Origin of the sequence: Sphaerotilus sp., assembly GCF_013299175.1 — a bacterium.
Lineage (GTDB): Bacteria > Pseudomonadota > Gammaproteobacteria > Burkholderiales > Burkholderiaceae_C > Sphaerotilus.
On the sequence record NZ_JAAFKF010000036.1, the window covers coordinates 14670 to 36084 of the forward strand.

At 69.3% G+C, this 21415-nt stretch carries 26 protein-coding genes; 18 read left to right on the plus strand and 8 right to left on the minus strand.

Features of this window, described 5'->3' with window-relative positions; genetic code table 11:
* Window positions 1-94: 94 nt before the first annotated feature.
* The 9 genes from QZW52_RS08375 to QZW52_RS08415 all read left to right on the plus strand — a co-directional run bounded on the left by QZW52_RS08375 (window position 95) and on the right by QZW52_RS08415 (window position 7694).
* Window positions 95-649 (plus strand): glutathione peroxidase, encoded by a 555-nt coding sequence (locus tag QZW52_RS08375; RefSeq protein ID WP_293997272.1) that lies wholly within the window; start codon window positions 95-97, stop codon window positions 647-649.
* Between the two features lie 9 nt (window positions 650-658).
* Entirely contained in the window at window positions 659-1981 is a 1323-nt protein-coding gene (locus QZW52_RS08380) for an NAD(P)/FAD-dependent oxidoreductase (protein WP_293997274.1), read from the plus strand.
* Complete coding sequence (locus QZW52_RS08385; protein WP_293997276.1) at window positions 1978-2757, plus strand: DUF1365 domain-containing protein; 780 nt, start codon at window positions 1978-1980, stop codon at window positions 2755-2757. The genes QZW52_RS08380 and QZW52_RS08385 overlap by 4 nt, the downstream gene beginning before the upstream one ends.
* A gap of 75 nt (window positions 2758-2832) precedes the next feature.
* Complete coding sequence (locus QZW52_RS08390) at window positions 2833-4047, plus strand: class I SAM-dependent methyltransferase (RefSeq protein ID WP_434738296.1); 1215 nt, start codon at window positions 2833-2835, stop codon at window positions 4045-4047.
* Entirely contained in the window at window positions 4044-4610 is a 567-nt protein-coding gene (locus QZW52_RS08395) for a chalcone isomerase family protein (RefSeq protein ID WP_293997279.1), read from the plus strand. Before QZW52_RS08390 ends, QZW52_RS08395 begins: the two co-directional genes overlap by 4 nt.
* Window positions 4607-5878 carry an MFS transporter gene (locus QZW52_RS08400; protein WP_293997282.1) on the plus strand — a complete coding sequence of 424 codons (1272 nt, stop codon included), beginning with the start codon at window positions 4607-4609 and terminating at the stop codon, window positions 5876-5878. Before QZW52_RS08395 ends, QZW52_RS08400 begins: the two co-directional genes overlap by 4 nt.
* Before the next feature lie 5 nt (window positions 5879-5883).
* Window positions 5884-6432 carry a DUF3833 domain-containing protein gene (locus QZW52_RS08405; protein WP_293997330.1) on the plus strand — a complete coding sequence of 183 codons (549 nt, stop codon included), beginning with the start codon at window positions 5884-5886 and terminating at the stop codon, window positions 6430-6432.
* 28 nt (window positions 6433-6460) lie between these two features.
* Window positions 6461-7234, plus strand: a complete 774-nt coding sequence (locus tag QZW52_RS08410; protein WP_293997284.1) for an SDR family NAD(P)-dependent oxidoreductase — start codon at window positions 6461-6463, stop codon at window positions 7232-7234.
* Window positions 7235-7244: 10 nt separating this feature from the next.
* Window positions 7245-7694, plus strand: coding sequence for a nuclear transport factor 2 family protein (locus QZW52_RS08415; protein WP_293997286.1), 450 nt, complete (start codon window positions 7245-7247; stop codon window positions 7692-7694).
* Between the two features lie 18 nt (window positions 7695-7712).
* Here QZW52_RS08415 and QZW52_RS08420 read toward each other — a convergent pair whose 3' ends face one another.
* On the minus strand, window positions 7713-8180 hold the full coding sequence (locus tag QZW52_RS08420) for a hypothetical protein (protein ID WP_293997289.1): 468 nt from the start codon (window positions 8178-8180) through the stop codon (window positions 7713-7715).
* A gap of 137 nt (window positions 8181-8317) precedes the next feature.
* Window positions 8318-9280 carry a magnesium/cobalt transporter CorA gene (corA, locus tag QZW52_RS08425; RefSeq protein WP_293997291.1) on the minus strand — a complete coding sequence of 321 codons (963 nt, stop codon included), beginning with the start codon at window positions 9278-9280 and terminating at the stop codon, window positions 8318-8320.
* A 204-nt stretch (window positions 9281-9484) separates the two neighbouring features.
* Here corA and hpf point away from each other — a divergent pair, with 204 nt between their 5' ends.
* The 3 genes from hpf to hprK all read left to right on the plus strand — a co-directional run bounded on the left by hpf (window position 9485) and on the right by hprK (window position 11462).
* Window positions 9485-9832 (plus strand): ribosome hibernation-promoting factor, HPF/YfiA family, encoded by a 348-nt coding sequence (gene hpf, locus QZW52_RS08430; RefSeq protein WP_293997293.1) that lies wholly within the window; start codon window positions 9485-9487, stop codon window positions 9830-9832.
* A 174-nt stretch (window positions 9833-10006) separates the two neighbouring features.
* Window positions 10007-10477: a PTS sugar transporter subunit IIA gene (locus QZW52_RS08435; RefSeq protein ID WP_293997295.1), complete on the plus strand. Its 471-nt coding sequence runs from the start codon at window positions 10007-10009 to the stop codon at window positions 10475-10477.
* Between the two features lie 28 nt (window positions 10478-10505).
* Window positions 10506-11462 (plus strand): HPr(Ser) kinase/phosphatase, encoded by a 957-nt coding sequence (hprK, locus tag QZW52_RS08440; protein WP_293997298.1) that lies wholly within the window; start codon window positions 10506-10508, stop codon window positions 11460-11462.
* Between the two features lie 18 nt (window positions 11463-11480).
* Here hprK and fur read toward each other — a convergent pair whose 3' ends face one another.
* Window positions 11481-11912 (minus strand): ferric iron uptake transcriptional regulator, encoded by a 432-nt coding sequence (gene fur / locus QZW52_RS08445; RefSeq protein ID WP_293997301.1) that lies wholly within the window; start codon window positions 11910-11912, stop codon window positions 11481-11483.
* A gap of 91 nt (window positions 11913-12003) precedes the next feature.
* Here fur and QZW52_RS08450 point away from each other — a divergent pair, with 91 nt between their 5' ends.
* From QZW52_RS08450 to gshB, 5 genes are all read left to right on the plus strand, one after another.
* Window positions 12004-12558, plus strand: coding sequence for an outer membrane protein assembly factor BamE (locus QZW52_RS08450; RefSeq protein WP_293997303.1), 555 nt, complete (start codon window positions 12004-12006; stop codon window positions 12556-12558).
* Window positions 12555-13397 carry a 4-hydroxy-tetrahydrodipicolinate reductase gene (gene dapB / locus QZW52_RS08455; RefSeq protein WP_293997305.1) on the plus strand — a complete coding sequence of 281 codons (843 nt, stop codon included), beginning with the start codon at window positions 12555-12557 and terminating at the stop codon, window positions 13395-13397. The genes QZW52_RS08450 and dapB overlap by 4 nt, the downstream gene beginning before the upstream one ends.
* A 6-nt stretch (window positions 13398-13403) precedes the next feature.
* Window positions 13404-14084, plus strand: coding sequence for a MotA/TolQ/ExbB proton channel family protein (locus QZW52_RS08460; RefSeq protein WP_293997308.1), 681 nt, complete (start codon window positions 13404-13406; stop codon window positions 14082-14084).
* The gene (locus QZW52_RS08465) at window positions 14065-14484 is read left to right on the plus strand and encodes an ExbD/TolR family protein (protein WP_293997311.1); all 420 of its coding nucleotides are present in this window, start codon (window positions 14065-14067) and stop codon (window positions 14482-14484) included. The genes QZW52_RS08460 and QZW52_RS08465 overlap by 20 nt, the downstream gene beginning before the upstream one ends.
* Before the next feature lie 93 nt (window positions 14485-14577).
* The gene (gene gshB / locus QZW52_RS08470; protein WP_293997313.1) at window positions 14578-15543 is read left to right on the plus strand and encodes a glutathione synthase; all 966 of its coding nucleotides are present in this window, start codon (window positions 14578-14580) and stop codon (window positions 15541-15543) included.
* Window positions 15544-15558: 15 nt separating this feature from the next.
* On the opposite strand, the gene QZW52_RS08475 is transcribed toward gshB, so the two are convergent.
* The gene (locus QZW52_RS08475; protein WP_293997315.1) at window positions 15559-16902 is read right to left on the minus strand and encodes a DUF4397 domain-containing protein; all 1344 of its coding nucleotides are present in this window, start codon (window positions 16900-16902) and stop codon (window positions 15559-15561) included.
* A 109-nt stretch (window positions 16903-17011) separates the two neighbouring features.
* A complete protein-coding gene (locus QZW52_RS08480; RefSeq protein WP_293997318.1) occupies window positions 17012-18154 on the minus strand; it encodes an alpha-D-ribose 1-methylphosphonate 5-triphosphate diphosphatase in 1143 nt (380 codons plus the stop codon).
* Window positions 18155-18344: 190 nt separating this feature from the next.
* Here QZW52_RS08480 and QZW52_RS08485 point away from each other — a divergent pair, with 190 nt between their 5' ends.
* Complete coding sequence (locus QZW52_RS08485) at window positions 18345-19019, plus strand: DUF1045 domain-containing protein (protein ID WP_293997320.1); 675 nt, start codon at window positions 18345-18347, stop codon at window positions 19017-19019.
* Between the two features lie 18 nt (window positions 19020-19037).
* Here the strand turns inward: QZW52_RS08485 and QZW52_RS08490 are convergent, their stop codons facing one another.
* From QZW52_RS08490 to metK, 3 genes are all read right to left on the minus strand, one after another.
* Window positions 19038-19592, minus strand: a complete 555-nt coding sequence (locus tag QZW52_RS08490; protein WP_293997322.1) for a hypothetical protein — start codon at window positions 19590-19592, stop codon at window positions 19038-19040.
* An 82-nt stretch (window positions 19593-19674) separates the two neighbouring features.
* Complete coding sequence (locus tag QZW52_RS08495) at window positions 19675-20457, minus strand: YEATS-associated helix-containing protein (RefSeq protein ID WP_293997324.1); 783 nt, start codon at window positions 20455-20457, stop codon at window positions 19675-19677.
* A 5-nt stretch (window positions 20458-20462) separates the two neighbouring features.
* A partial coding sequence (metK, locus tag QZW52_RS08500; protein WP_293997326.1) for a methionine adenosyltransferase occupies window positions 20463-21415 on the minus strand: 953 nt, incomplete at its 5' end.

The window sequence follows — 21415 nt, forward strand, 5'->3', positions numbered from 1 at the left end:
CCTTGTGATCTTCATGTGTCTTGGACAAAAGCTTGTTAAATCCGATGTGTCGGCCTAATATAAGCCGGTATCCACTATTTGACCAAGACAAATCATGTCCAAGTCATCGCTTGTCGGACTGTTGATGGGGTGGGGTGTGTTGCTGGGGTCGGCGCAGGCGGCGACCTGCCCCGCGCTGCTGGACCGCACGGTGCCGCGCCTGCAGGACGAGCAGCCGCAGTCGCTGTGCCAGTACGCCGGCAAGGTGGTGCTGGTGGTCAACACGGCCAGCCAGTGCGGGTTCACGCCGCAGTACAAGGGACTGGAGGCGCTGTACGAGCGGTACCGCGCCGAGGGGCTGGTGGTGCTCGGCTTCCCGTCGAACGACTTCGGCAACCAGGAACCAGGCAGCAGCACCGAGATCGCCGAGTTCTGCGAAAACCAGTTCGCGGTGAAGTTCCCGATGTTCACCAAGGTGGTGGTCAAGGGCGCCAAGGTCCACCCGCTCTACGCCGAGCTGGCGCAGCGCACCGGCAAGACGCCGCTGTGGAATTTCCACAAATACCTCATCGGCCGCGATGGACAGACCGTGCGCAGCTACACCAGCCTCACCGCCCCGGACGACGCCACGCTGCTGCGCGACATGCGGGCGATGCTGGGGGCGCGCTGAACCATGCGCATGCCCACCCGCCGCGTCGCGGTCATCGGCTCCGGCATCGCCGGCCTGTCCACCGCCTGGCACCTGAGCGCCCCCGGCCAGGACTGCCACGTCACGCTCTACGAAGCCGGCAACTACCTCGGCGGCCACACCCACACGGTCGATGTGACGCTGCCTGGTGCCGACGGGCGGCTGCACACGCACGGCGTGGACACGGGCTTCCTCGTCTTCAACCACCGCACCTACCCCGAGCTGCTGAAGCTCTTCGCCGAACTCGGCGTGGAGACCGCGGCGTCGGACATGTCGTTCTCGGTGCAGGCCGAGCAAGGCGCGCTGGAGTGGAGCGGCTGCAACCTCGACACCGTCTTCGCGCAGCGCAGCAACCTGTTCAGCCCGCGCTTCCTCGGCATGCTGCGCGAGCTGATGCGCTTCAACAAGCGTGCGACCGCACTGGCCCGCACCGGCAGCGAGGCCCAGCTCGCCCAGTCCATCGGCGATTTCCTCGACACCGAGGGCTACTCCGACACCTTCCGCCGCTGGTACTTCCTGCCGATGATCGGCTGCATCTGGTCCTGCCCGACGGCGCAGATGCTGCAGTTCCCGGTCGCCACGATGGTCCGCTTCTGCCACAACCACGGCCTGCTGCAGGTGAGCGACCGGCCGCAGTGGTACACGGTGGCGGGCGGGGCGCGGCAGTACGTCGAGAAGATGCGCCCGCGCCTGCCGGACGTGCGGCTGAACACGCCGGTGCAGGCGGTGCGGCGGCTGGCGGGCGGTGGAGTGGTGGTGATGGCGTCCGACGGACAGGTGCGCTACGACGAGGTGGTGCTGGCGTGCCACTCGGACCAGTCGCTGCGCCTGCTCGGTGCCGACGCCTCGCCCGACGAAGCCCGCGTGCTGGGCGCCATCCGCTACCACCCGAACCGCGCCGTGCTGCACACCGACGTGGCGCAACTGCCGCGCCGCCAGAAGGCGTGGGCGGCATGGAATTACGAGCACGCGGGCGACGTGGCCACCGAGGACGCCGGGGTCTGCCTGCACTACCTGCTCAACCGCCTGCAGCCGGTGCCGTTCGCGCAGCCGGTGGTGTTGTCGCTCAACCCGGTGCGGCCGGTGCGCGACGACCAGGTGCTGGCCGAATTCGACTACAGCCACCCCGTTTTCGACCGCGCCGCCATCGACGCCCAAGGCCGCCTGCCGTCGATCCAGGGGCGGCGCAGCACCTGGTTCTGCGGCGCGTGGACGGGCTACGGCTTCCACGAGGACGGCCTGAAGTCGGGGCTGAACGTGGTGCGCGGCCTGCAGCACCAATGGGCACATGCCCGCCCGCTGGTGCCTGCATGAACACCGACGCCGGCCCGGTGCGTGCGCTGATCGGCCACGGCGAGGTGCGCCACACGCGGCTGCGGCCGGTGCGGCGGGCGTTCCGGTATCCGACGTGGTTCTTGCTGCTGCCGCTGCGCTCGTTGCGCCACCGGCCCGATCCGGTGCTGCCGCGCAACCGGGCCGGCCTCGTCAGCTTCCACGACCGCGACCACGGCGACGGCGGCCCGGACGCGCTCGCGTGGTTCGAGCGCCTGCTGGCCGACGAGGGCATCGCCGACGCCGACGGCGAGGTCTGGCTCCACACCTACCCGCGCGTGCTCGGCTACACCTTCAAGCCGGTGAGTTTCTGGTACGCGCACCGGGCGGACGGGTCGCTGCGGGCCATCGTCGCCGAGGTCAACAACACCTTCGGCGAGCGGCATTGCTACCTGCTGACGGGCACGGCCGATGCGCCGCTCGGCTGGGGCGGCGAGCTGCGCGCGGCCAAGGTCTTCCACGTCTCGCCCTTCTGCGCCACCGAGGGCGGCTACCGCTTCCGCTTCTTCCGCACCACGGAGCGCACCGTGGCCCGCATCGACCACGACGACGCCACCGGCCAGCCGCTGCTGCAGACCAGCGTCAGCGGCCGGCTCGCGCCGCTGACCCGCGGTGCCTTGCACCAAGCCTGGCTCGGCAACCCGCTGCTCACGCTGGGCGTGGTGGCGCGCATCCACTGGCAGGCGCTGCAGCTCTGGTCGCAGCGCGTGCCCTTCTTCCGCAAGCCGGTGCCGCCCGCGGCGCTGGTCAGTCGCTGACCCGCAACCGACCCGATCCGACGCACCATGAACGCTCCCGCCCGATCCGACTCCGCTGTCTGTGCCGGCTTGCCGATGGGCCACACGCCCCCCGCGCTGATGCTGCCCGCTGGCGCCCCGGCCGCCGCCCGCGCCGTCTACCGCCTGCTGCAGAAACTCCCCTGCGGCACGCTCGACCTGCAGTGGCCGGACGGCGCGCACTGCCGTGTCGGCCACGGCGCCGCGCCCCATGCGGCGATCGTGGTCAAGGACTGGTCGCTGTTCTCGGCCGTGCTGAAGTCGGGCGACATCGGTTTCGCGGAAACCTGGATCGCCGGCGGCTGGCACACGCCCGATCTGCCGGGCCTGCTGCGCTTCCTGCTGGCCAACCGGGAGGCGGTCGATCGGCTGATTTTCGGCAACTGGTGGGGCTCGCTGCTCTACCGCCTGCGCCACCTGCGCAACCGCAACAGCCGCGCCGGCAGCCAGCGCAACATCCATGCCCACTACGACCTCGGCAACGCCTTCTACCGGCTGTGGCTGGACGAGACGATGAACTATTCCAGCGCGTGGTTCGGCGGCGACCACACGCAGCCACTGCCCGACGCGCAGCACGCCAAGGTGCGCCGCGCCCTGCAGCAAGCGCGTGTGCAACCGGGCGACCGCGTGCTGGAGATCGGCTGCGGCTGGGGTGCGCTGGCGGAAAAGGCCACCCGCGACTTCGGCGCCCATGTCACCGGCGTCACGCTGTCCACCGAGCAGCTCGCCTGGGCCAACGGGCGCATGGCCGCCAATGGCACCGCCCACCAGGCCGACCTGCGCCTGCAGGACTACCGCGATATCACCGACCCGCCGTTCGACGCCGTGCTGTCGATCGAGATGTTCGAGGCGGTGGGGCGCGCCTACTGGCCGTCGTACTTCGAGACGGTGGCGCGCTGCCTGAAGCCGGGCGGGCGCGCCTGCATCCAGAGCATCACGATCCGCGACGACCTGTTCGACCGCTACGTGCGCTCCACCGACTTCATCCAGCAGTACATCTTCCCCGGTGGCCTGCTGCCCAGCGATGCCGAGTTCCGCAAGGCGGCCGAACGCGCCGGGCTGGTGGTGGAAGAGGCCATGGCGTTCGGCCCGGACTACGCCGAGACGCTGCGCCGCTGGCGGACGGACTTCCACGCGCAGGCGGAGAAGGTGCAACGCCTGGACTTCGACACGCCGTTCATGCGGACGTGGGATTTCTACCTCGCCTACTGCGAAGCGGCCTTCGACACCGGCAACACCAACGTCGTGCAGTACACGCTGAGGCGGCCATGAGGACCACCCGCCGTCAGTCGCTGACCGTGCTGGCCGCGCTGCCGGGTCTGCTGGCGCTGGCGGCCTCGGCGCAGGGCACGAGCGAGCCGCCGGCGGAGGTCCGCGCGGCGCTGCCAGGGGCGCGGCTGCAGGGGCAGATGCGCTTTCGCTGGCTCGGCCTGACGGTCTACGACACCCGGCTGTGGGTGGCGGGCGAGCCGATCAGCGCGCAGGACTACGCCGGACGCTCCTTCGCGCTGGAGCTGCTCTACGCCCGCGCGCTGGACGGCGCCCGCATCGCCGACCGCTCGCTCGACGAGATGCGCCGCCTCGACCGCGTCGAGGACCGGCAGGCCGGCGACTGGCGCGCGGCGATGGTGGCGGCCTTCCCGGACGTGGTCAGCGGCGACCGCCTCACGGGGCTGCACCAGTCGGGCCGCGGCGCCCGCTTCTTCCACAACGCCCGCCCGACCCGCGAGGTGGCGGACACCGAGTTCGCCCGCCTGTTCTTCGGCATCTGGCTCTCGCCGCGCAGCCCGGAGCCGGCACTGCGGCAGGCGCTGCTGGGCAGCGGGGCGGGATGACCACCGCTGCGGCGTCCGGCGTCCTGAAGGGGGCTGCGTATGGCGCGCTCGGGCTGCCGCTGGCGTTTGTGGCACTGCCGCTGTATGTCGTGCTGCCGAACCACTACGCGGCGCAGTTCGGGGTGCCGCTGGCGGCGCTGGGCGTGTTGCTGCTGGCGGTGCGGGCGTTGGATGCGCTGGTGGATCCGTGGATCGGGCGCTGGGTCGATGCGCTGCTGGGTGGGGCGCTCGGGCGGGTCTGGGGTGTGCTCGGGCTGGCGGCGCTGGGGCTGGTCGCCGGGTTGACGGGCTTGTTCTTCCCGCCGGCGAGCGTGCGTGGGTCGTCCACGGCGCTGCTGGCGTGGTGTGGCGCGCTGCTGGTGGGAACGTACCTGGCCTACAGCGTCGCCAGCGTGCTGCACCAGAGCTGGGGCGCGCGCCTCGGCGGCGGTGATGCGGCGCAGGCGCGCTGGGTGGGCTGGCGCGAAGGAGCGGCGCTGGTGGGCGTGGTGTTGGCGAGCGTGCTGCCGTCGGTGGCGGGCTTGTCGGTGATGGTCATGGTGCTCGCGCTGGCGCTGGTCGTGGCGTTGCTGGTGTTGACGTGGGCGCCGCGGCCGGTGCTGCGCAGCCGGGTGGCTGCACCGCTGTCGATGGACGCGCCGTGGCGGGTCGCCGGGTTCCGCCGGCTGGTCGCGGTGTTCCTGCTCAACGGCATTGCCAGCGCGGTGCCGGCCACGCTGGTGCTGTTCTTCGTGCGGGACCGCCTGCAGGCGCCGGCGCTGGAAGGGGCGTTCCTCGCGGCGTATTTCGTCGCCGGGGCGGTGTCGCTGCCGCTGTGGGTGCGGGGCGTGGCACGCTGGGGGCTGGTGCGGACGTGGGCGGCGGGCATGGTGCTGGCCGTGGTCACGTTCGTCGGCGCGCTGGCGCTGGGCCGCGGGGACACGGGCGGCTTCTTTGCGGTGTGCCTGTCCAGCGGGCTGGCGCTGGGCGCGGATCTGGTGGTGCCCGGCGCGCTGCTGGCCGGTGTGGTGCGCCGCAGCGGGCAGGGCGGGGCGGCCGAGGGCGCGTTCTTCGGCTGGTGGAACAGCGCCACCAAGCTCAATCTGGCGTTGGCCGCGGGGCTGGCGCTGCCGGCCTTGCAGTGGGCCGGCTATGCCCCTGGCAGCCGCGATGCCGCCGCGCTGTGGTCGCTGAGCCTGGCGTATGCCGGGCTGCCGTGTGTGTTGAAACTGCTGGCGCTGGGGGCCTTGTGGCGCCTGCGCCGGGTGCTCGAAGGAGAGATGCCATGAACACCATGAACGTGACCCGATCGGTGCAGCGCCTCGCCGTGGCCGCTGCAGCCGCTTTGGCAACCCTGCTGGCCGCCTGTGCCGGACCCCAGGTGGACGACTACGCCCGCGAGACGCCCAAGCTCGTGCTGCGCGACTACTTCAACGGCCCGATGACCGCCCACGGTGTCTTCACCGACCGCTCCGGCAAGGTGGCACGCCGCTTCACTGTCCGCATGGTCGGGCGCTGGAGCGGCAACGAAGGCGTGCTCGAAGAGGACTTCACCTACAGCGATGGCCAGACCGAGCGCCGCGTCTGGCGCCTGACCGATCTGGGCGACGGCCGCTACACCGGACGCGCCGCCGACGTGCTGGGCGAAGCGCAGGGCCGTGCGGCGGGCAACGCGCTGCGCTGGCAGTACACGCTGAAGCTGCCCGTCGATGGCAAGACCTACGAGGTGCAGTTCGACGACTGGATGTACCTGATGGACGACAAGGTGATGCTCAACAAGGCGGTGATGAGCAAGTTCGGCCTCCGCCTCGGCGAGGTCACGCTGGCCTTCCACAAGCCCTGAACCCGCATCCGCACCTGCAGGAATCCCCATGTCCATCAACCAACCTCTGCGCGACTGGACCGGGCGCGTCGTCTGGATCGTGGGCGCCTCGTCCGGCATCGGGCTTGCCACGGCGGAGCTGCTAGCGCGGCGTGGTGCCAAGGTGGTCGTCTCGGCGCGCAAGGTGGAGCCGCTGCAAGCCTTCGTCGCTGCGCATCCCGGCGCGCTGGCGCTGCCGCTCGACGCCGCGGCTCCGGGGGCGCTGAAGGCCGGCATGGCGCAACTGCTGGCGCAGCACGGGCGGCTGGATCTGGCCGTCTACTGCGCTGGCCATTATCTGCCGGTGCGTGCCACCGCCTACGATCTCGACGAGGTGATCCGCCACCAGGACATCAACGTCACCGGCGCGATGCGCATGCTCGACGCCGTGCTGCCCACGCTGCTCGCCCAGCACAGCGGCCACATCAGCCTCGTCGCCAGCGTGGCCGGCTACCGCGGCTTGCCGCAGGCGCTGGCGTATGGCCCGACCAAGGCGGCGCTCATCAACATGGCCGAGGTGCTGCAGATGGACCTGAAACCCAGCGGCATCGACGTGTCCGTCATCAACCCCGGCTTCGTCGAGACCCCGCTGACCGCGCAGAACACCCACCCGATGCCTGCGCTGATCACCCCGGAAGTCGCCGCCGAAGAGATCCTGAAGGGCTGGGCGCGGGGTGCGTTCGAGATCCATTTTCCGAAGCGGTTCAGCCGGGTGCTCAAGCTGCTGGGGTTGCTCGGGGATCGGTGGTATTTCTCGCTGGTGCGCCGCGCCACGCGGCTGTGAGGACCACGCCATGACCTTGCCGACACTGCGCCATCCGGACCCCCGCGTCGCCCGCGTGATCACCTTCTTCGAGCAGCTCGCGCCCGCCGACCTGGACCGGCTGGGCGAGGTCTACGCCGCCGACGCGCGCTTCAAGGATCCGTTCAACGAGGTCCACGACATCCCCGGCATCCGCCGCGTCTTCGCGCACATGTTCGACAGCCTCGGGGCGCCGCGCTTCGTCGTGCGCGACGTGATCGCGCAGGGCGACCAGTGTTTCCTGACCTGGGACTTCCTGTTCGAGGCGCCGCGCCTCGGCCCCGGCACCGTGACCATCCACGGCGGCTCGCACCTGCGCTTCGGCGCGGACGGCCGGCTGGTGCTGCACCGCGACTACTGGGACGCGGCGGAGGAGCTGTACGAGAAGCTGCCGGTGGTCGGCGGGCTGATGCGCTGGCTCAAGCGCCGCGCGGCGGGGTGAGCGTTCCCACGGCGTGCGTCACTGCGGCGGATCGTCCGAGTTCGCCTGCCCTTCGGAGAGGGTATGGAGCTGGAACCTGCCGTCTGCCGTGACCAGCCAGACCTCCGGGTAGACCACGCTCTTCATGCCGCGTGGCGGCGGCGGATAGGGCTCGGCCGCGTAGACCATGCGCTGTATCCATGGCACGACTTCCTGCGCAGCGGCGGGGTAGCGCATGATCCGCAGATCCGTGACACGGCCACGGCTGTCGATGGTGGTGCGGAACGCGGCGATCGCGTAGAGCATGGGGGGCAGCTTGCCGTCGAAGACGTGCGGCCAGTAGCGCATGTAGAGGTGGCGTGCGCCTTCGATGCGGTAGTCGCTGGCGTTGCGGGCCGCGCCGGTGCTGAGGCTGGCGATGTCGTCGAGCGGCTGGGGTGCAGGTGCTGTCTGGAACTGGGCGAATGCCGGCAGGCAGGCCAGTGCCCAACCTGCCAGCAACCCCATCCCCCACACGCACCATGGCTGCTGCGGGCTTTCTTGGTGTTCTCGGCCGCGAGACGGCCGGATTCCACAGAGTCTAGCGATCACTTGCGCAGTTCCGGTGTGCATAGTTGGCAAACAGCGGTGCGGCCTGGGCGGCTTCAGCGCATCCAGCCCTTGCGCCGGAAGTAGATCAGCGGTGCCGCGACGGACGCCACCATCAACCCGAGCGCATACGGATAGCCCCAGGCTTGTGTCAGCTCGGGCATGTGCTGGAAATTCATGCCGTAGATGCTGGCGATCAGCGTCGGCGGCAGCAGCGCGACCGAGGCCACCGAGAAGATCTTGATGATCTTGTTCTGGTTGATGTTGATGAAGCCGACGGTGGCGTCCATCAGGAAGTTGATCTTGTCGAACAGGAAAGCGGTGTGCGAGTCGAGCGAGTCGATGTCGCGCATGATCTGGCGCGCCTCCTCGAACTGCTCCGCATTCAACAGCCGGCTGCGCATCATGAAACTCACCGCGCGGCGCGTGTCCATCACGTTGCGGCGGATGCGGCCGTTCAGGTCTTCCTGGTGGGCGATGGCCGAGAGTGCCTCGCCCGCGGCGCGGTCGTCCACGTCCTGCTTGAGCACGCGCGCGCTGACCTTCTCCAGCGAGTCGTAGATGCCTTCGAGCGCGTCGGCCGAATATTCCGCGTCGGCGTCGTAGAGCTTGAGCAGCACGTCCTTGGCGTCCTCGATCATGGCCGGGATGCGCCGGGCGCGCAGCCGCAGCAGGCGGAACACCGGCAGGTCTTCCGAGTGGACCGAGAACAGCACGTTGTGGTGCAGGATGAAGGCCACGCGGACGTTGCGCGGCGTCTCGCCGTCGTCGATCAGGAAGTCGGAGCGGATGTGCAGCTCGCCGTTGTCTTCCTCGTAGAAACGGGCGGATTCTTCGAGGTCGTCATCGACGATGTTCTCGGGGATGGTCAGATCGAAGCGCGCCTGGATCCAGCCCTTTTCCTGCGCCGTCGGGGCTTCCAGATCGACCCAGACCGGCGCGACATGGGCCAGTGCTTCGAGGGCGTCGATCTCTTCCTGGAACAGGCGGCCGTTGGCCAGTGTGAAGACGTTGAGCATCGGAACCAATTATTGCACTGCGGAAGAGGGTGTGTCTGAATGCTCGAAAACCCGAGGGTCGGACGCTAATCTGGTGGCTCAGGGCAATTCCACACAGGGCTTGCAGGGTGTCACAGGGAGGGCTTGTCAGCCCTTCACGAAATGGTCACACTGGACTCAACAACTCTCCCAGACTCCCCACCCAACCTCTCGAAAGGAGGCCCCATGAATCTCACGATCAGCGGTCATCATCTGGAAGTTACACCGGCTCTGCGCGAATACGTGCTGACCAAGCTGGACCGGGTCACCCGACACTTTGACCAGGTAGTGGATGTCAACGTGCTGCTCACCGTGGAGAAGCAGAAGGAGAAGGAACGCCGACAACGCGCCGAAGTCACGCTGCACGTCAAGGGCCGCGACATCTTCGTGGAAAGCGCCAGTGAAGACCTGTACGCCGCGATCGATCAACTGATGGACAAGCTCGACCGCCAGGTCGTGCGCCACAAGGACAAGTTGCAGGACCACCACCACGTCGCCTCCAAGCGCCTGGAACTGAACGGCGAGATGGTCTGACCCCTTGGCCACCCCGCACACGGTGAACCGTGTTGCGGTGGTGCTTCAGGCGGCCCCCGAGCGGGGCCGCTGTCGTTTCTGCGAACATCGCGCCACCGGGGCCGATATGCTGACCGCAGCCCGCGCCGCGATTCCTATAATCACTCCCCCGACCACCTCCCGAACCGCGCCTCGATGAACCGTCTCGCCGCGATCCTCCCTGCAGGCAATGTGCTGGTGAACGTGGACGCTTCCAGCAAGAAGCGTGCGTTCGAGCAAGCTGGCCTGCTGTTCGAGAACCAGCACGCCATCGCCCGTGCCACCGTTTCCGACAACCTGTTCGCGCGCGAACGTCTCGGCTCGACCGGACTTGGGCACGGCGTGGCGATTCCGCATGGCCGCATCAAGGGCTTGAAGAATCCGCTGGCCGCCGTGGTCCGGCTGGCGCAACCGATCGCCTTCGAAGCGCCGGACGACGAGCCGGTCGTGCTGCTGATCTTCCTGCTGGTGCCGGAAGCGGCCACGCAGCGCCACCTGGAAATCCTCTCCGAGATCGCCGAGCTGCTGTCCGACCGCGAGCTGCGCGAGCGGCTCAAGGTCGAGACCGACCCGGCCAAGCTGCACGAGATGATTTCCCGCTGGGAACCTCTGCGCTCGGTCGCCTGAGCCCGAGCACCACCAGGACCATCCGGCCATGAAAGCCACCGTCATCAGCGCGGAGGCATTGTTCGATGCCCACCGCAACATGCTCAAGTGGGAGTGGATTGCTGGCCACGCCCACCCCGAACGCCGTTTCGACGAGGTGGCGGTGCGCGACGCGCAGTCCGCGGCCGATCTGGTCGGCTACCTCAACTACATCCACCCGTATCGGGTGCAGATTGTTGGCCGGCGTGAAATCGCCTACCTCGAAGACGCAAGCGAGGTGCAGGAACGCCGCATCTCGCGCATCGTCGCACTGGAGCCGCCGGTGGTCGTGGTCGCCGACGGTTGCACGCCCCCCGACCGGTTGGTGGCGATGTGCGAACGCGCCGAGATTCCGCTGTTCTGCACCCGTGAATCGGCCGGCCATGTCATCGACGTGCTGCGCGGCTACCTCGGCCAGCACTTCGCCGAGCGCACTTCGCGCCACGGCGTGTTCATGGACATCCTCGGCCTGGGCGTGCTGCTGACGGGCGAGTCCGGCCTGGGCAAGAGCGAGCTGGGGCTGGAGCTGATCTCGCGTGGCCACGGGCTGGTGGCCGACGACGTGGTGGACCTGTTCCGCGTGTCGCAGACGGCGATCGAGGCGCGCTGCCCCGAGCTGCTGCGCAACCTGCTGGAAGTGCGCGGCATCGGCCTGCTCGACATCAAGGCCATCTTCGGCGAGACCGCGGTGCGGCGGAAGATGCGGCTGAAGCTCATCGTCCACATGGTCCGCAAGGAAACGCTGGAGCGCGATTTCGAGCGCCTGCCCCACGAGCCGCTCTATGAGGAGGTGCTCGGGATGCCGGTGCGCAAGGTCATCATCGCCGTGGACGCCGGGCGCAACCTGGCGGTGCTGGTGGAGGCCGCGGTGCGCAACACGGTGCTGCAACTCCGTGGCATCGACACCTACAAGGAATTCATCAAGCGCCACCGCGACCTGATGGACCGCGGCGAGCCGGGACTCTGAGGCGTCGGCCTGGCGGTCTTACTTGGCGGCGCGGTGGCTGCAGTCCGGCTTGGTGCAGTGGGCGTAGAGCGCCAGGGTGTGTTCCTGCAGGGCGAAACCGCGTTCCTGGGCGATCGCGTGCTGGCAGGCTTCGATCTGGGCGTCGAAGAACTCTTCCACATGGCCGCAGTCCAGGCAGACGAGGTGGTCGTGGTGTTCGCCCGCGTTCAGCTCGAACACCGACTTGCCGCTCTCGAAGTGGTTGCGGCTCAGCAGCCCGGCTTGCTCGAACTGCATCAGCACCCGGTAGACCGTGGCCAGCCCGATGTCGGCGCCTTCGAGCAACAGCACCTTGTAGACATCCTCGGCCGCCATGTGCCGCTGCTGGGAACGCTGGAAGATTTCGAGGATCTTGATGCGCGGCAGGGTGGCCTTCAGGCCCGAGCTTTTGAGTTCTTCGGCGTTCGTCATGGGATTGCCGGGTCGGCGGGTGGTGGCTCGCTAGAATGGCCGGATCATATCGGGATGTGCCGCGACCGGCGGTGTCCACCACCAAAACCACATGGCTGCTCCGACCCGTTTCCCCTGCTCCCTGTCGCCGCTCCTGCTCGTGGCCTGTGCCGCGCTGGCGGGGTGTTCGACCATTGCGTCCGACGGCTCGCTGCTCGGTTTCATCACGCCCTACCGCATGGAAGTCGTGCAAGGCAACGTCGTCACGCAGGACATGGTGGCGCAACTCCGCCCCGGCCTGTCGGGTGACCAGGTGCGCACGCTGCTGGGCGCGCCGCTGCTCAACGACGTGTTCCACGCCAACCGCTGGGACTACGTCTTCACCATCCGCCGCCAGGGCACCGCGCCGCAGCAACGCCGCGTGACCGTCTTCTTCGAGAACGACCGCGTTTCGCGCTTCGAGGCGGACGCCGTGCCGACCGAGCGCGAGTTCGTCTCCGCCATCGATGCGACCAAACCGCCGTCGCGCAAGACCATGCTCGAACTTGACGAAGCGCAGTTGCGCGCCATCCCCGTGCCTGCGCCCAGCCGCGCCGCCCAGATGCCGCAGACAGCGGCCAGCGGCCCGGCCCGCTCCTATCCCCCGCTGGAAACCTCTGTCCGATGAACGCTCCCGCCGTGTCCACGTCCCCGTCCACCCCCGCACCGCTGCGCGTTGCCATCGCCGGTTGCACCGGCCGCATGGGCCACATCCTCATCGAAGCCGTCATGGCCGCGGACGACTGCCTGCTCGCTGGCGCGCTGGACCGCGCCGACAGCCCCGCCATCGGCCAGGACGCTTCGGCGTTTCTGGGCAAAGCCAGCGGCGTGGCGATCACCGCCGACCTGCACGCCGGCCTGCAAGGCGCCGATTGCCTGATCGACTTCACCCGCCCGGAAGGGACGATGGCGCATCTGGCCGCCTGCCGCGAACTTGGCGTCAAGCTCGTCATCGGCACCACCGGCTTCACGGATGCGCAGAAGGCCGAAATCGCCGCCGCTGCGCAGGACGTGTCGATCATGATGGCGCCCAACATGAGCGTCGGCGTCAACGTCGTGCTGCGCTTGCTGGACATGGCGGCGCGCGCGCTGAACGAGGGCTATGACATCGAGATCGTCGAGGCCCACCACCGCTTCAAGGTCGATGCCCCGAGCGGCACTGCGCTGAAGATGGGCGAGGTCGTGGCGAACGCACTCGGCCGTGACCTCAAGGACTGCGCTGTCTACGGCCGCGAAGGCGTCACCGGCGAGCGCGACCCGAGCACCATCGGCTTCGCCACCATCCGCGGCGGCGATGTCGTCGGCGACCACACGGTCCTGTTCGCGGGCATCGGCGAGCGCATCGAGATCACCCACAAGTCCAGCAGCCGCGCGACCTACGCGCAGGGCAGCCTGCGTGCCGTGCGCTTCCTGGCCAGCAAGCCGAGCGGCTTGTACGGCATGGACGACGTGCTCGGCCTGGGCTGACCGGCGATGGACGGGCTGGCGCGGATCTGGTCCGCTGGCGATGGCATCACGCGCATGGTCGCGGCGCTGCTGCTGGCGATGTCGGTGTCGGCCTGGGTGCTGATCCTGTGGAAAAGCTGGGGGCTGACGCGGGCGCGGCGCGATCTGGCGCGGGCCGTGCCCGTGTTCTGGGCGGCGCCGGACGTGCAGACCGGCCGCACCCAGCTCGCCGTGCTTGACCGCGAGCAGATCCTCGTGCCCATGCTCGACGCGCTGTTGCAGCCGACCGCTGCCGGCACGCTCGACGCCGGCAGCGACGCCGAATCGCGCCTGACCCGCCTGCTGCGCGACGCATTGCACCGCATCCTCGGCCAGTTGCAGACGGGCCAGGTGCTGCTCGCCTCGGTCGGCAGCACGTCGCCCTTCGTCGGCCTGTTCGGCACCGTCTGGGGCATCTACCACGCGCTGCTCGGCATCTCGGCGACGGGTTCGATCAGCATCGACAAGGTGGCCGGACCGGTCGGCGAATCACTGATCATGACGGCGGCGGGGCTGGCGGTGGCCATTCCCGCCGTGCTGGCCTACAACGTGTTCGGCAAGTGGGTCAGCGCCTGCGAGGCGGATCTCGAAGGCTTCGCGCACGACTTGCGCGAGATGGCGCTGCAACGGCGTGTGGCGGACGTGGACGATGGCCTTCGGTCGCCTTGAACGCCGCAAGGCCGAGACGCCGATCAGCGACATCAACATGACGCCGCTGATCGACGTGATGCTGGTGCTGCTGGTCATCTTCATGCTCGCTGCGCCGCTGATGACCTCCAGCCTCAAGCTCGACCTGCCCAAGGCCGACGGCGCCGCGCCCACCGAGCAGGCACCCGCGTCGATCAACCTCGGTCTGCAGGCCAACGGCGCGCTCTACTGGGGCGAGGAGCGGCTCGAACCCCCTGCATTCGCCGAACGGCTGAAGGCCATCGAGCGCCGCGGCGGCGAGCGGCCCGAGGTGATGCTGCGCGCCGACAAGCTGGTGCCTTACGGGCGCGTGGCCGAACTGATCGGGCAATTGCAGCAAGCCGGACTGAGCCGGATCGCCTTCATCACCGAGCCGATCTGAGCCGATCCGACCGCCCGGTCAACGGGGTTGGCGGGCCTGTGCAACACTGCGCGACCCCCTGAACTGCCGGGCCGTGCGCTGGCCCTGACCACCATGAAACTGCTGTTCGTTGCCGATCCGGTCGAGTCCTTCAAGACCCACAAGGACACCACGTTCTCGATGATGCGCGAGGCGGCGCGCAGAGGCCACACGCTGCAGGTCTGCGAACCGCGCGACCTCGTCTGGGTGCGCGGCAGCCGGGTCGTGGCGCGCCGCTGCCGCACCATCGTGCTGACCGGGCGCGAGCAGGCGGACTGGTTTGCCGTCGTCGCCGAAGGCGAGCAGGCGCTGGCCGACACCGACGCGGTGCTGATGCGCAAGGATCCGCCCTTCGACGCGGAGTACATCTATGCGACCCACCTGCTGCAGCAGGCCGAGCGAGACGGCGCCCGCGTCTTCAACAAGCCCTCCGCCCTGCGCGACCACCCGGAAAAACTCGCCATCCTCGAATTCCCCGAGTGGATCGGCCCGACGCTGGTGACGCGGGAAGCCGAGGCCGTGCGCGCCTTCCACGCCGAGCATGGCGACATCATCCTCAAGCCCCTCGACGGCATGGGCGGCATGGGCATCTTCCGCGTCGGCCCGGACGGCATGAACCTCGGCTCCATCATCGAAACACTGACCAGTGACGGCAGCACGACGGTGATGGTGCAGAAGTTTCTGCCCGAGATCGTCCACGGCGACAAGCGCATCCTCATCATCGCGGGCGTGCCGGTGCCGTACTGTCTGGCGCGCATTCCGCAAGGAACCGAGGTGCGCGGCAATCTGGCCGCGGGCGGCAAGGGCGTCGCGCAACCGCTGTCGGCGCGTGACCGCGAGATCGCCGAGACGCTGGGGCCTGTGCTGGCCGCCCGCGGGCTGCTGCTGATCGGGCTGGACGTGATCGGCGAGTGCGTCACCGAGATCAACGTCACCAGCCCGACCTGCTTCCAGGAGATCCAGCAGCAGACCGGCTTCGACGTGGCCGAGGTGTTCGTCAACGCGCTCGAAGCGGCGGTCGCGGCCAGCCGTCCTGCCTGAGCGGTTTCCGGCGGCTCAACGTTCCTTGAACACCGTGCTGATCAAGCCGTTGCCGGACGCCTGCCGGCTGTCGCCCAGCAGGAACACGCTGTAGACGCCGCCCGCGTCGAGCGTCTTGCCGGTGAGCTGGTAGACGCTGGCGGCGGTGAGGCTGTGCGTGGCGGACACGGTGGTGTCGTTGACGGCGGACACCGAGGTGGCGGGCGAGAACGCCCCTTGGCTGGCGGTGGCGACTGCAGCCCCCGCAACGTTGAGCGTCAGGTCCGCCGGGATGTCGGCCAGACCGTGCAGCAGCCGGATGCGGCTGGCACTGGTGCTGGCGGGCAGGCGGTTGTCGTCGCTGAAGACCGTGAACTGCGCGGCTGCGGCCGTGCCCCAGACGAACAGGGTGTTGTCGCTGCCCGGTGCGGCAGTCCAGGCGGCGGCGGTGAGCGTGCCGCCGTTGACGGTGATTTGTGGCGTGGACGTGCCGGCGGGGACCAGCGCGTAGCTGCCCACGGCGGGCGAGCCACCCAGCAGGGGCAGACTGGTGCCGTTGATCGCCCCGGCGACGGGCAGATTGGTCGGCAACGCGCTGACCACGCGCACACGGGCCTGCGCATTCGTCAGCGCCGCGACCGCCTTGGCGGGTTGCAGCAGCAGCGCATGGGCCAGCACGCCACCCGTGCTCGGCGTGACCACGAGGGCCACGATCCCGGCATCCGGCAAGGTCACGGTGGTGTCGAGCCGCACGTCGCTGGCCAGCACGCTCCCGGCTTTCAGCAGGCGCAGGCGGTGGCTGCCGGCGTTGACGGTCGAGTAGCCGCTGCTGCCGTTGCCGGGGCTGACGTTGCCCAGCAGCGGCGTGTCGCTCAAGGCTTCGGTGGCGGGGGTCAGGTGGACATCGAGCGTGCCGGCGTCGCGCGCCGCGTGGAAGACCAGCAGCTTGGCGCGGCCGCTGGCGGGCACGGCTTCGAGGTCGTTGAGGCTGAGGTACCTGACCACGTTGTTGTCGCCCGTCCAGGCGACCAGCGTGGTGGCGCTGCCGGCGGCGACGGTGGGCGTGGTGCTGGCCAGGGCGCTGCCACTGCTGTTGGCCAGGGCGATGGTGTGGCTGCCGGCGGTGACGCGGTAGGTGGCGCTGGCGGCGTCGCGCTCGATGCCGGTTTCGCGCGGCAGATCATCGACGAGCAGACCGACCGCAGCGCGCTGGGTGGTGGCGTTGACGAGGCGCAGCGTGCCGGTGGTGGCGCCGCTGCTGGTGTCGGTGTCGTCCCGGGTGCCGCAGCCGCCGAGCAAGCCGCCCAGCAAGGTGCTCAGCAGCAAGCCCGTGGCGGTGCGGGTGGCCCAGCGTCGGCGGGGCAGTGGGTGGTGCGGCATGGACAGGTTCCCCTCGGGTGTGGCGGTGTGCAGTCCGACACCTTCGGGTTCCGTGACACAGTTGTCAAGGGACGCGGGGCAATCCTCCCACCCTTGCACCTTGACTGGATCAGACCACCCGGCGACCGGTGTTCCAGACCCCACGCACCACCGGGTGTCCGGCGACGGCGCGCACACGCACCAGATCCGCCCGCAAGCCCACGGCCAGCGCGCCCCGATCGTCCAGACCAGCCGCGCGGGCGGGCTGGAGGGTGACCAGCCGGACCGCCGCGGGCAGGTCGAGCAAGCCCTCGTCGGCGAGCTGCCATGCTGCCGCCAGCAGGCTGGACGGCAGATAGTCCGACGACAGCGCATCCAGCACACCCTCGCGCACCAGCGTCGCCGCCGCCACATTGCCCGCGTGCGAGGTGCCCCGCAGCACGTTGGGCGCGCCGGCCAGCGTCAGCAGGCCGCGTGCGCGGGCGCGGCGGGCGGCGTCGAGCGTGGTCGGGAACTCGCTGATGACGGCGCCGAGATGGTGGGCCTCGTCCACGTGGGCGGCCGTGGTGTCGTCGTGCGAGGCGAGGGCCACGCCGGTGGCGCGGGCGTAGGCGGCGAACCACTCGCGGTTCGGGCCGGCGTGGTCGCGCTGGCGGGCGGGGGCAAGCTGCACCTCGTGGTCGAACTGCGCGTCGGTCCAGCCCTTCTTGCCGGTGTAGTAGACGCGGGCGTGGTCCATGTCCGACCACTGGCGCTGCCCCGGCGTGTGGTCCATCAGCGAGATCAGGCCCAGCCGCCGGTGGTGGGCAAACGGCTCGAACAGGGCGCGGGCGTTGGCGGCCGGCAGCTCGCAGCGGGCGTGGATGCGGTGGTCGGCGCGCAGCACGCCGGCGTCCTCCAGCGCATCCAGCACCGACAGCAGCTCGCCCTGGTTCTGCGCGCGGAAGCCCTGGCCGTAGGGATCACCCACGCCGACCGCGTCGAACACCGTCGTGATGCCGGCGCAGGCCACCTCGGCATCGTGCGCCTGCACCGCACCCCACATCGGGAAACGCACCTTGGGCCGCGGCATCGCGTGGCGCTCCAGGTTGTCCGTGTGCAGCTCCACCAGTCCGGGCAGCAGGTAGTCGCCGTCCAGGTCGATCGCCGACGGCAGCGCCGACACGGCATGGTCCAGATCGACGATCCGGCCACCCCGCAGGACCACCGTGCCCGTCACCACCTCCCCTGGCAGCACCAGCCGCGCGCGGGTCATCACCTGTTCTTGTTGCATGGCATCTTGCATGGCGGGAGTTTGCCTTGCGCAGCTTGTCCCCTCATGTGCAGTGTTCACAGCAGGGGGCAACGAACTGGCAGAGGCGCGCCGACCCGGCACTGGAAGCGGAAATCTTGCTGTGTCGAACTGCACGAAACCGGCTGGAACCCTGTAGGCTACGCCACAGCAGAAAGCCCGTCTTCTCTTCATGAGCGCCCGATACGCGATTTATCTCACCCCACCAGCCGACCATCCCTTGTGGCAAGCCGGCTGCACCTGGCTAGGGCGTGACCCGTCCAGCGACCTCGCCCCGTCCCCTCCCTCGCGGCGGGCGCTGCCATGGCGTTACGGCTTCCACGCCACGCTCAAGGCGCCGATGCGGCTGGCGGAAGGATCGTCGATGCAGGGCCTGCATGCTGCCCTGTGTACCCTGAGCCGCCAGCTCCAGCCCTTCGACATGCCAGTGCTGGAGGTGGGTCCGCTGTCCGACTTCATCGTCCTGCAGACCGCCGAGCCGCTGGCGGCCGACCATGCGCTGCACCGGCTGGCTGACACCTGCGTGCGCGAACTCGACAGCTTCCGCGACCCGCCCACCGCCGCCGACTTGCAGCGCCTGCAGAGCCGCAGCACGCTCGATGCCGACCAGTCGGCGCTGCTGGTGCGCTGGGGCTATCCGCATGTGCTCGACCGCTGGCTGTTCCACTGCACCTTGAGCGACCCGGTGGCCGACGACGGCGAGCGCCAGGTCTGGCTCGATCTGGCACGCACCTTCTTCTCGCCGGCGCTGGAGCGGCCATGGCGCTGCGACGCGCTGAGCCTGTACGTCGAACCCAGTGCCGGGGCGCCGATGCAACTGCTGCGGCGCTACCCGTTCAAGGGCTGATCGGTGGTCGATCGGCGGTCAGAAGTTGATGCCGACCTTGGCGCCAAACGTCAGCGGATCGTGGTCAATGCCGCCGCGTGACGTGGTGGCGTGGTAGCGGATGTCGAAGCCGGTGTAGAGCATCCCGGCGCGGTAGTTCATGCCCGCTGCCGCACCCAGGCCCAGCAGCGTCCGGTCGTTGCCCGGCGTGCTGACCTGGAAGGCGCCCACGCTCGGGCCGAACCCGGCCGACAGCCCGTCGCCCAGCGGCACCGTGTAGCGCGGTGACAGCTCGAAGGCGTTCACCGAGGTGCCGTTCTGGCTGGTGTGCGTGAAGTTGACGTGGCTGCGGATGCGCTGGTCGGGTGTCTGTACCAGGCCGCAGTTGAAGTTCAGGTCCAGCCCCCAGCCGCTGGCGCCGGTGCCCGGACCGACGCGGTTGCCGGTCAGCGCGAGCGAGGCTTCGGGTTTCCAGCCCGGATCGTTGGCGATGGGCAGCCACTGCCAGCCATCGGCGGCGTGCGCGGCCGGTGCGGTCAGGGCGGACAGCGCCAGGGTGAGGGCGGTGACGGCGAGTGCGGTGGTTTTTTGCATGGTGTCGGGGTCCGTGGAAAGACCGTCCGACTGTAGAGGCGCCCCGCAGTTCCCGGCATGACCTGGATCACTCAGCTCCGCTTCAGGCTGGCTGGGCCGCCCGCGTCTGTGCCTTGCCCGCGGCGGTGGCGAACCAGCGCGGCCGGCCATCGGTGCCTGCCAGCGGCAGCGCCCACCCCTTGTCCTGCAGATGGCCGAGCGTGGCCAGCACGGCGGACTCGCCGAGCCGGCTGTCCTGCGCCAGCCCGGCAACGGTGCGCAGCGCCGCGTGGCCCGCGGTCAGTGCCTGCAGGACTTGGGTTTCCTGTGCCAAGGCGGAGGGCGTCCCCGTGCTGACCGGTGGTGGCGCTGAACGCGGGGGCGGGCTGGATCCGCCCGCCGTGTCGTCGATGGACTCTTCCGCCACCTGCGCCCGTGCCAGCGCCTGCGCGGTGTCGGCATCGGCCTGGGCGATCAGCGCCGCCTGGGTGGCATCGGCGGCGCGCTGGCGGGCTTGCTCGGCGGTGGCGGTGGCGGCGTCGGCCTGGGCGCGGGCGTCGCGCACCTCGCGCAGCAACCGGTCCGTGAGCGAGCCGATGAAGGCCCGCGACGACACCGAGGCCACCAGACAGAACCCCGCCAGATTCAGCAGCAGCGCCGGATCACCGCCATGGCCTGCCGTGCCGCGGATCTTGTCGATCAGGTCCGCCGAGATCATGGTGAGGAACAGCGGCACCATGAACGCCGCCGTGACGCCGATGACGACATGCTGCCACCACGCCAACCGCGCCGCCTCGGGCGCCTCGGCCAGGAACCCGTTCACCAGGCCACCGACAGCGCCGGCGGCGAGCATGACCCCGGTGATGGTCAGAAGATCGGTTGGCATGCGTGTTACTTGGCGGCGGCCCGCAGCAGATGCGCCTTGTCGGTGCGCTCCCAGGTGAACTCCGGCTCCTCCCGCCCGAAGTGCCCATACGCGGCGGTCTTCGCGTAGATCGGCCGCAGCAGATCCAGCATCTGGATGATTCCCTTCGGCCGCAGGTCGAAATGTTCGTTGACCAGCTTGGCGATCTCCGCGTCCGGGATCACGCCCGTGCCCTCGGTGTAGACCGTCACGTTCATCGGCCGCGCCACCCCGATCGCATACGCCACCTGGATCTGGCACTGCTTGGCCAGCCCCGCCGCCACGATGTTCTTGGCCACATAGCGTGCTGCATACGCTGCCGAGCGGTCCACCTTGGTGGGATCCTTGCCCGAGAACGCGCCGCCGCCATGCGGGCAGGCGCCGCCGTAGGTGTCCACGATGATCTTGCGGCCGGTCAGCCCGCAGTCGCCTTGCGGGCCGCCGATGACGAAGCGCCCCGTCGGGTTGATCAGGTACTTCGTGTCCGCCGTGATCCACTCCTTCGGCAGCACCGGTTTGATCAGCTCCTCGCGGATCGCCTCGATGAACGACGCCTTCATCGTCGTCTGCGTGGCGCTCTGGTCGGGGTCGTGCTGCGTGGAGAGCACCACCGTGTCGATCGAGTGCGGCTTGCCGTCCACGTAGCGCATCGTCACCTGGCTCTTGGCGTCCGGGCGCAGAAAGGGCATGCGGCCGTCCTTGCGCAACTGGGCCTGGCGCTCGACGAGGCGGTGCGCGTAGTAGATCGGCGCAGGCATCAGCTCCGGCGTCTCGTCGCAGGCGTAGCCGAACATCAGGCCCTGGTCACCGGCACCGGTGTTCAGGTGGTCGTCGCAGGCGTGGTCCACCCCTTGCGCGATGTCGTTCGACTGCTTGTCGTAGGCCACCAGCACCGCGCAGCCCTTGTAGTCGATGCCGTACTCGGTGTTGTCGTAGCCGA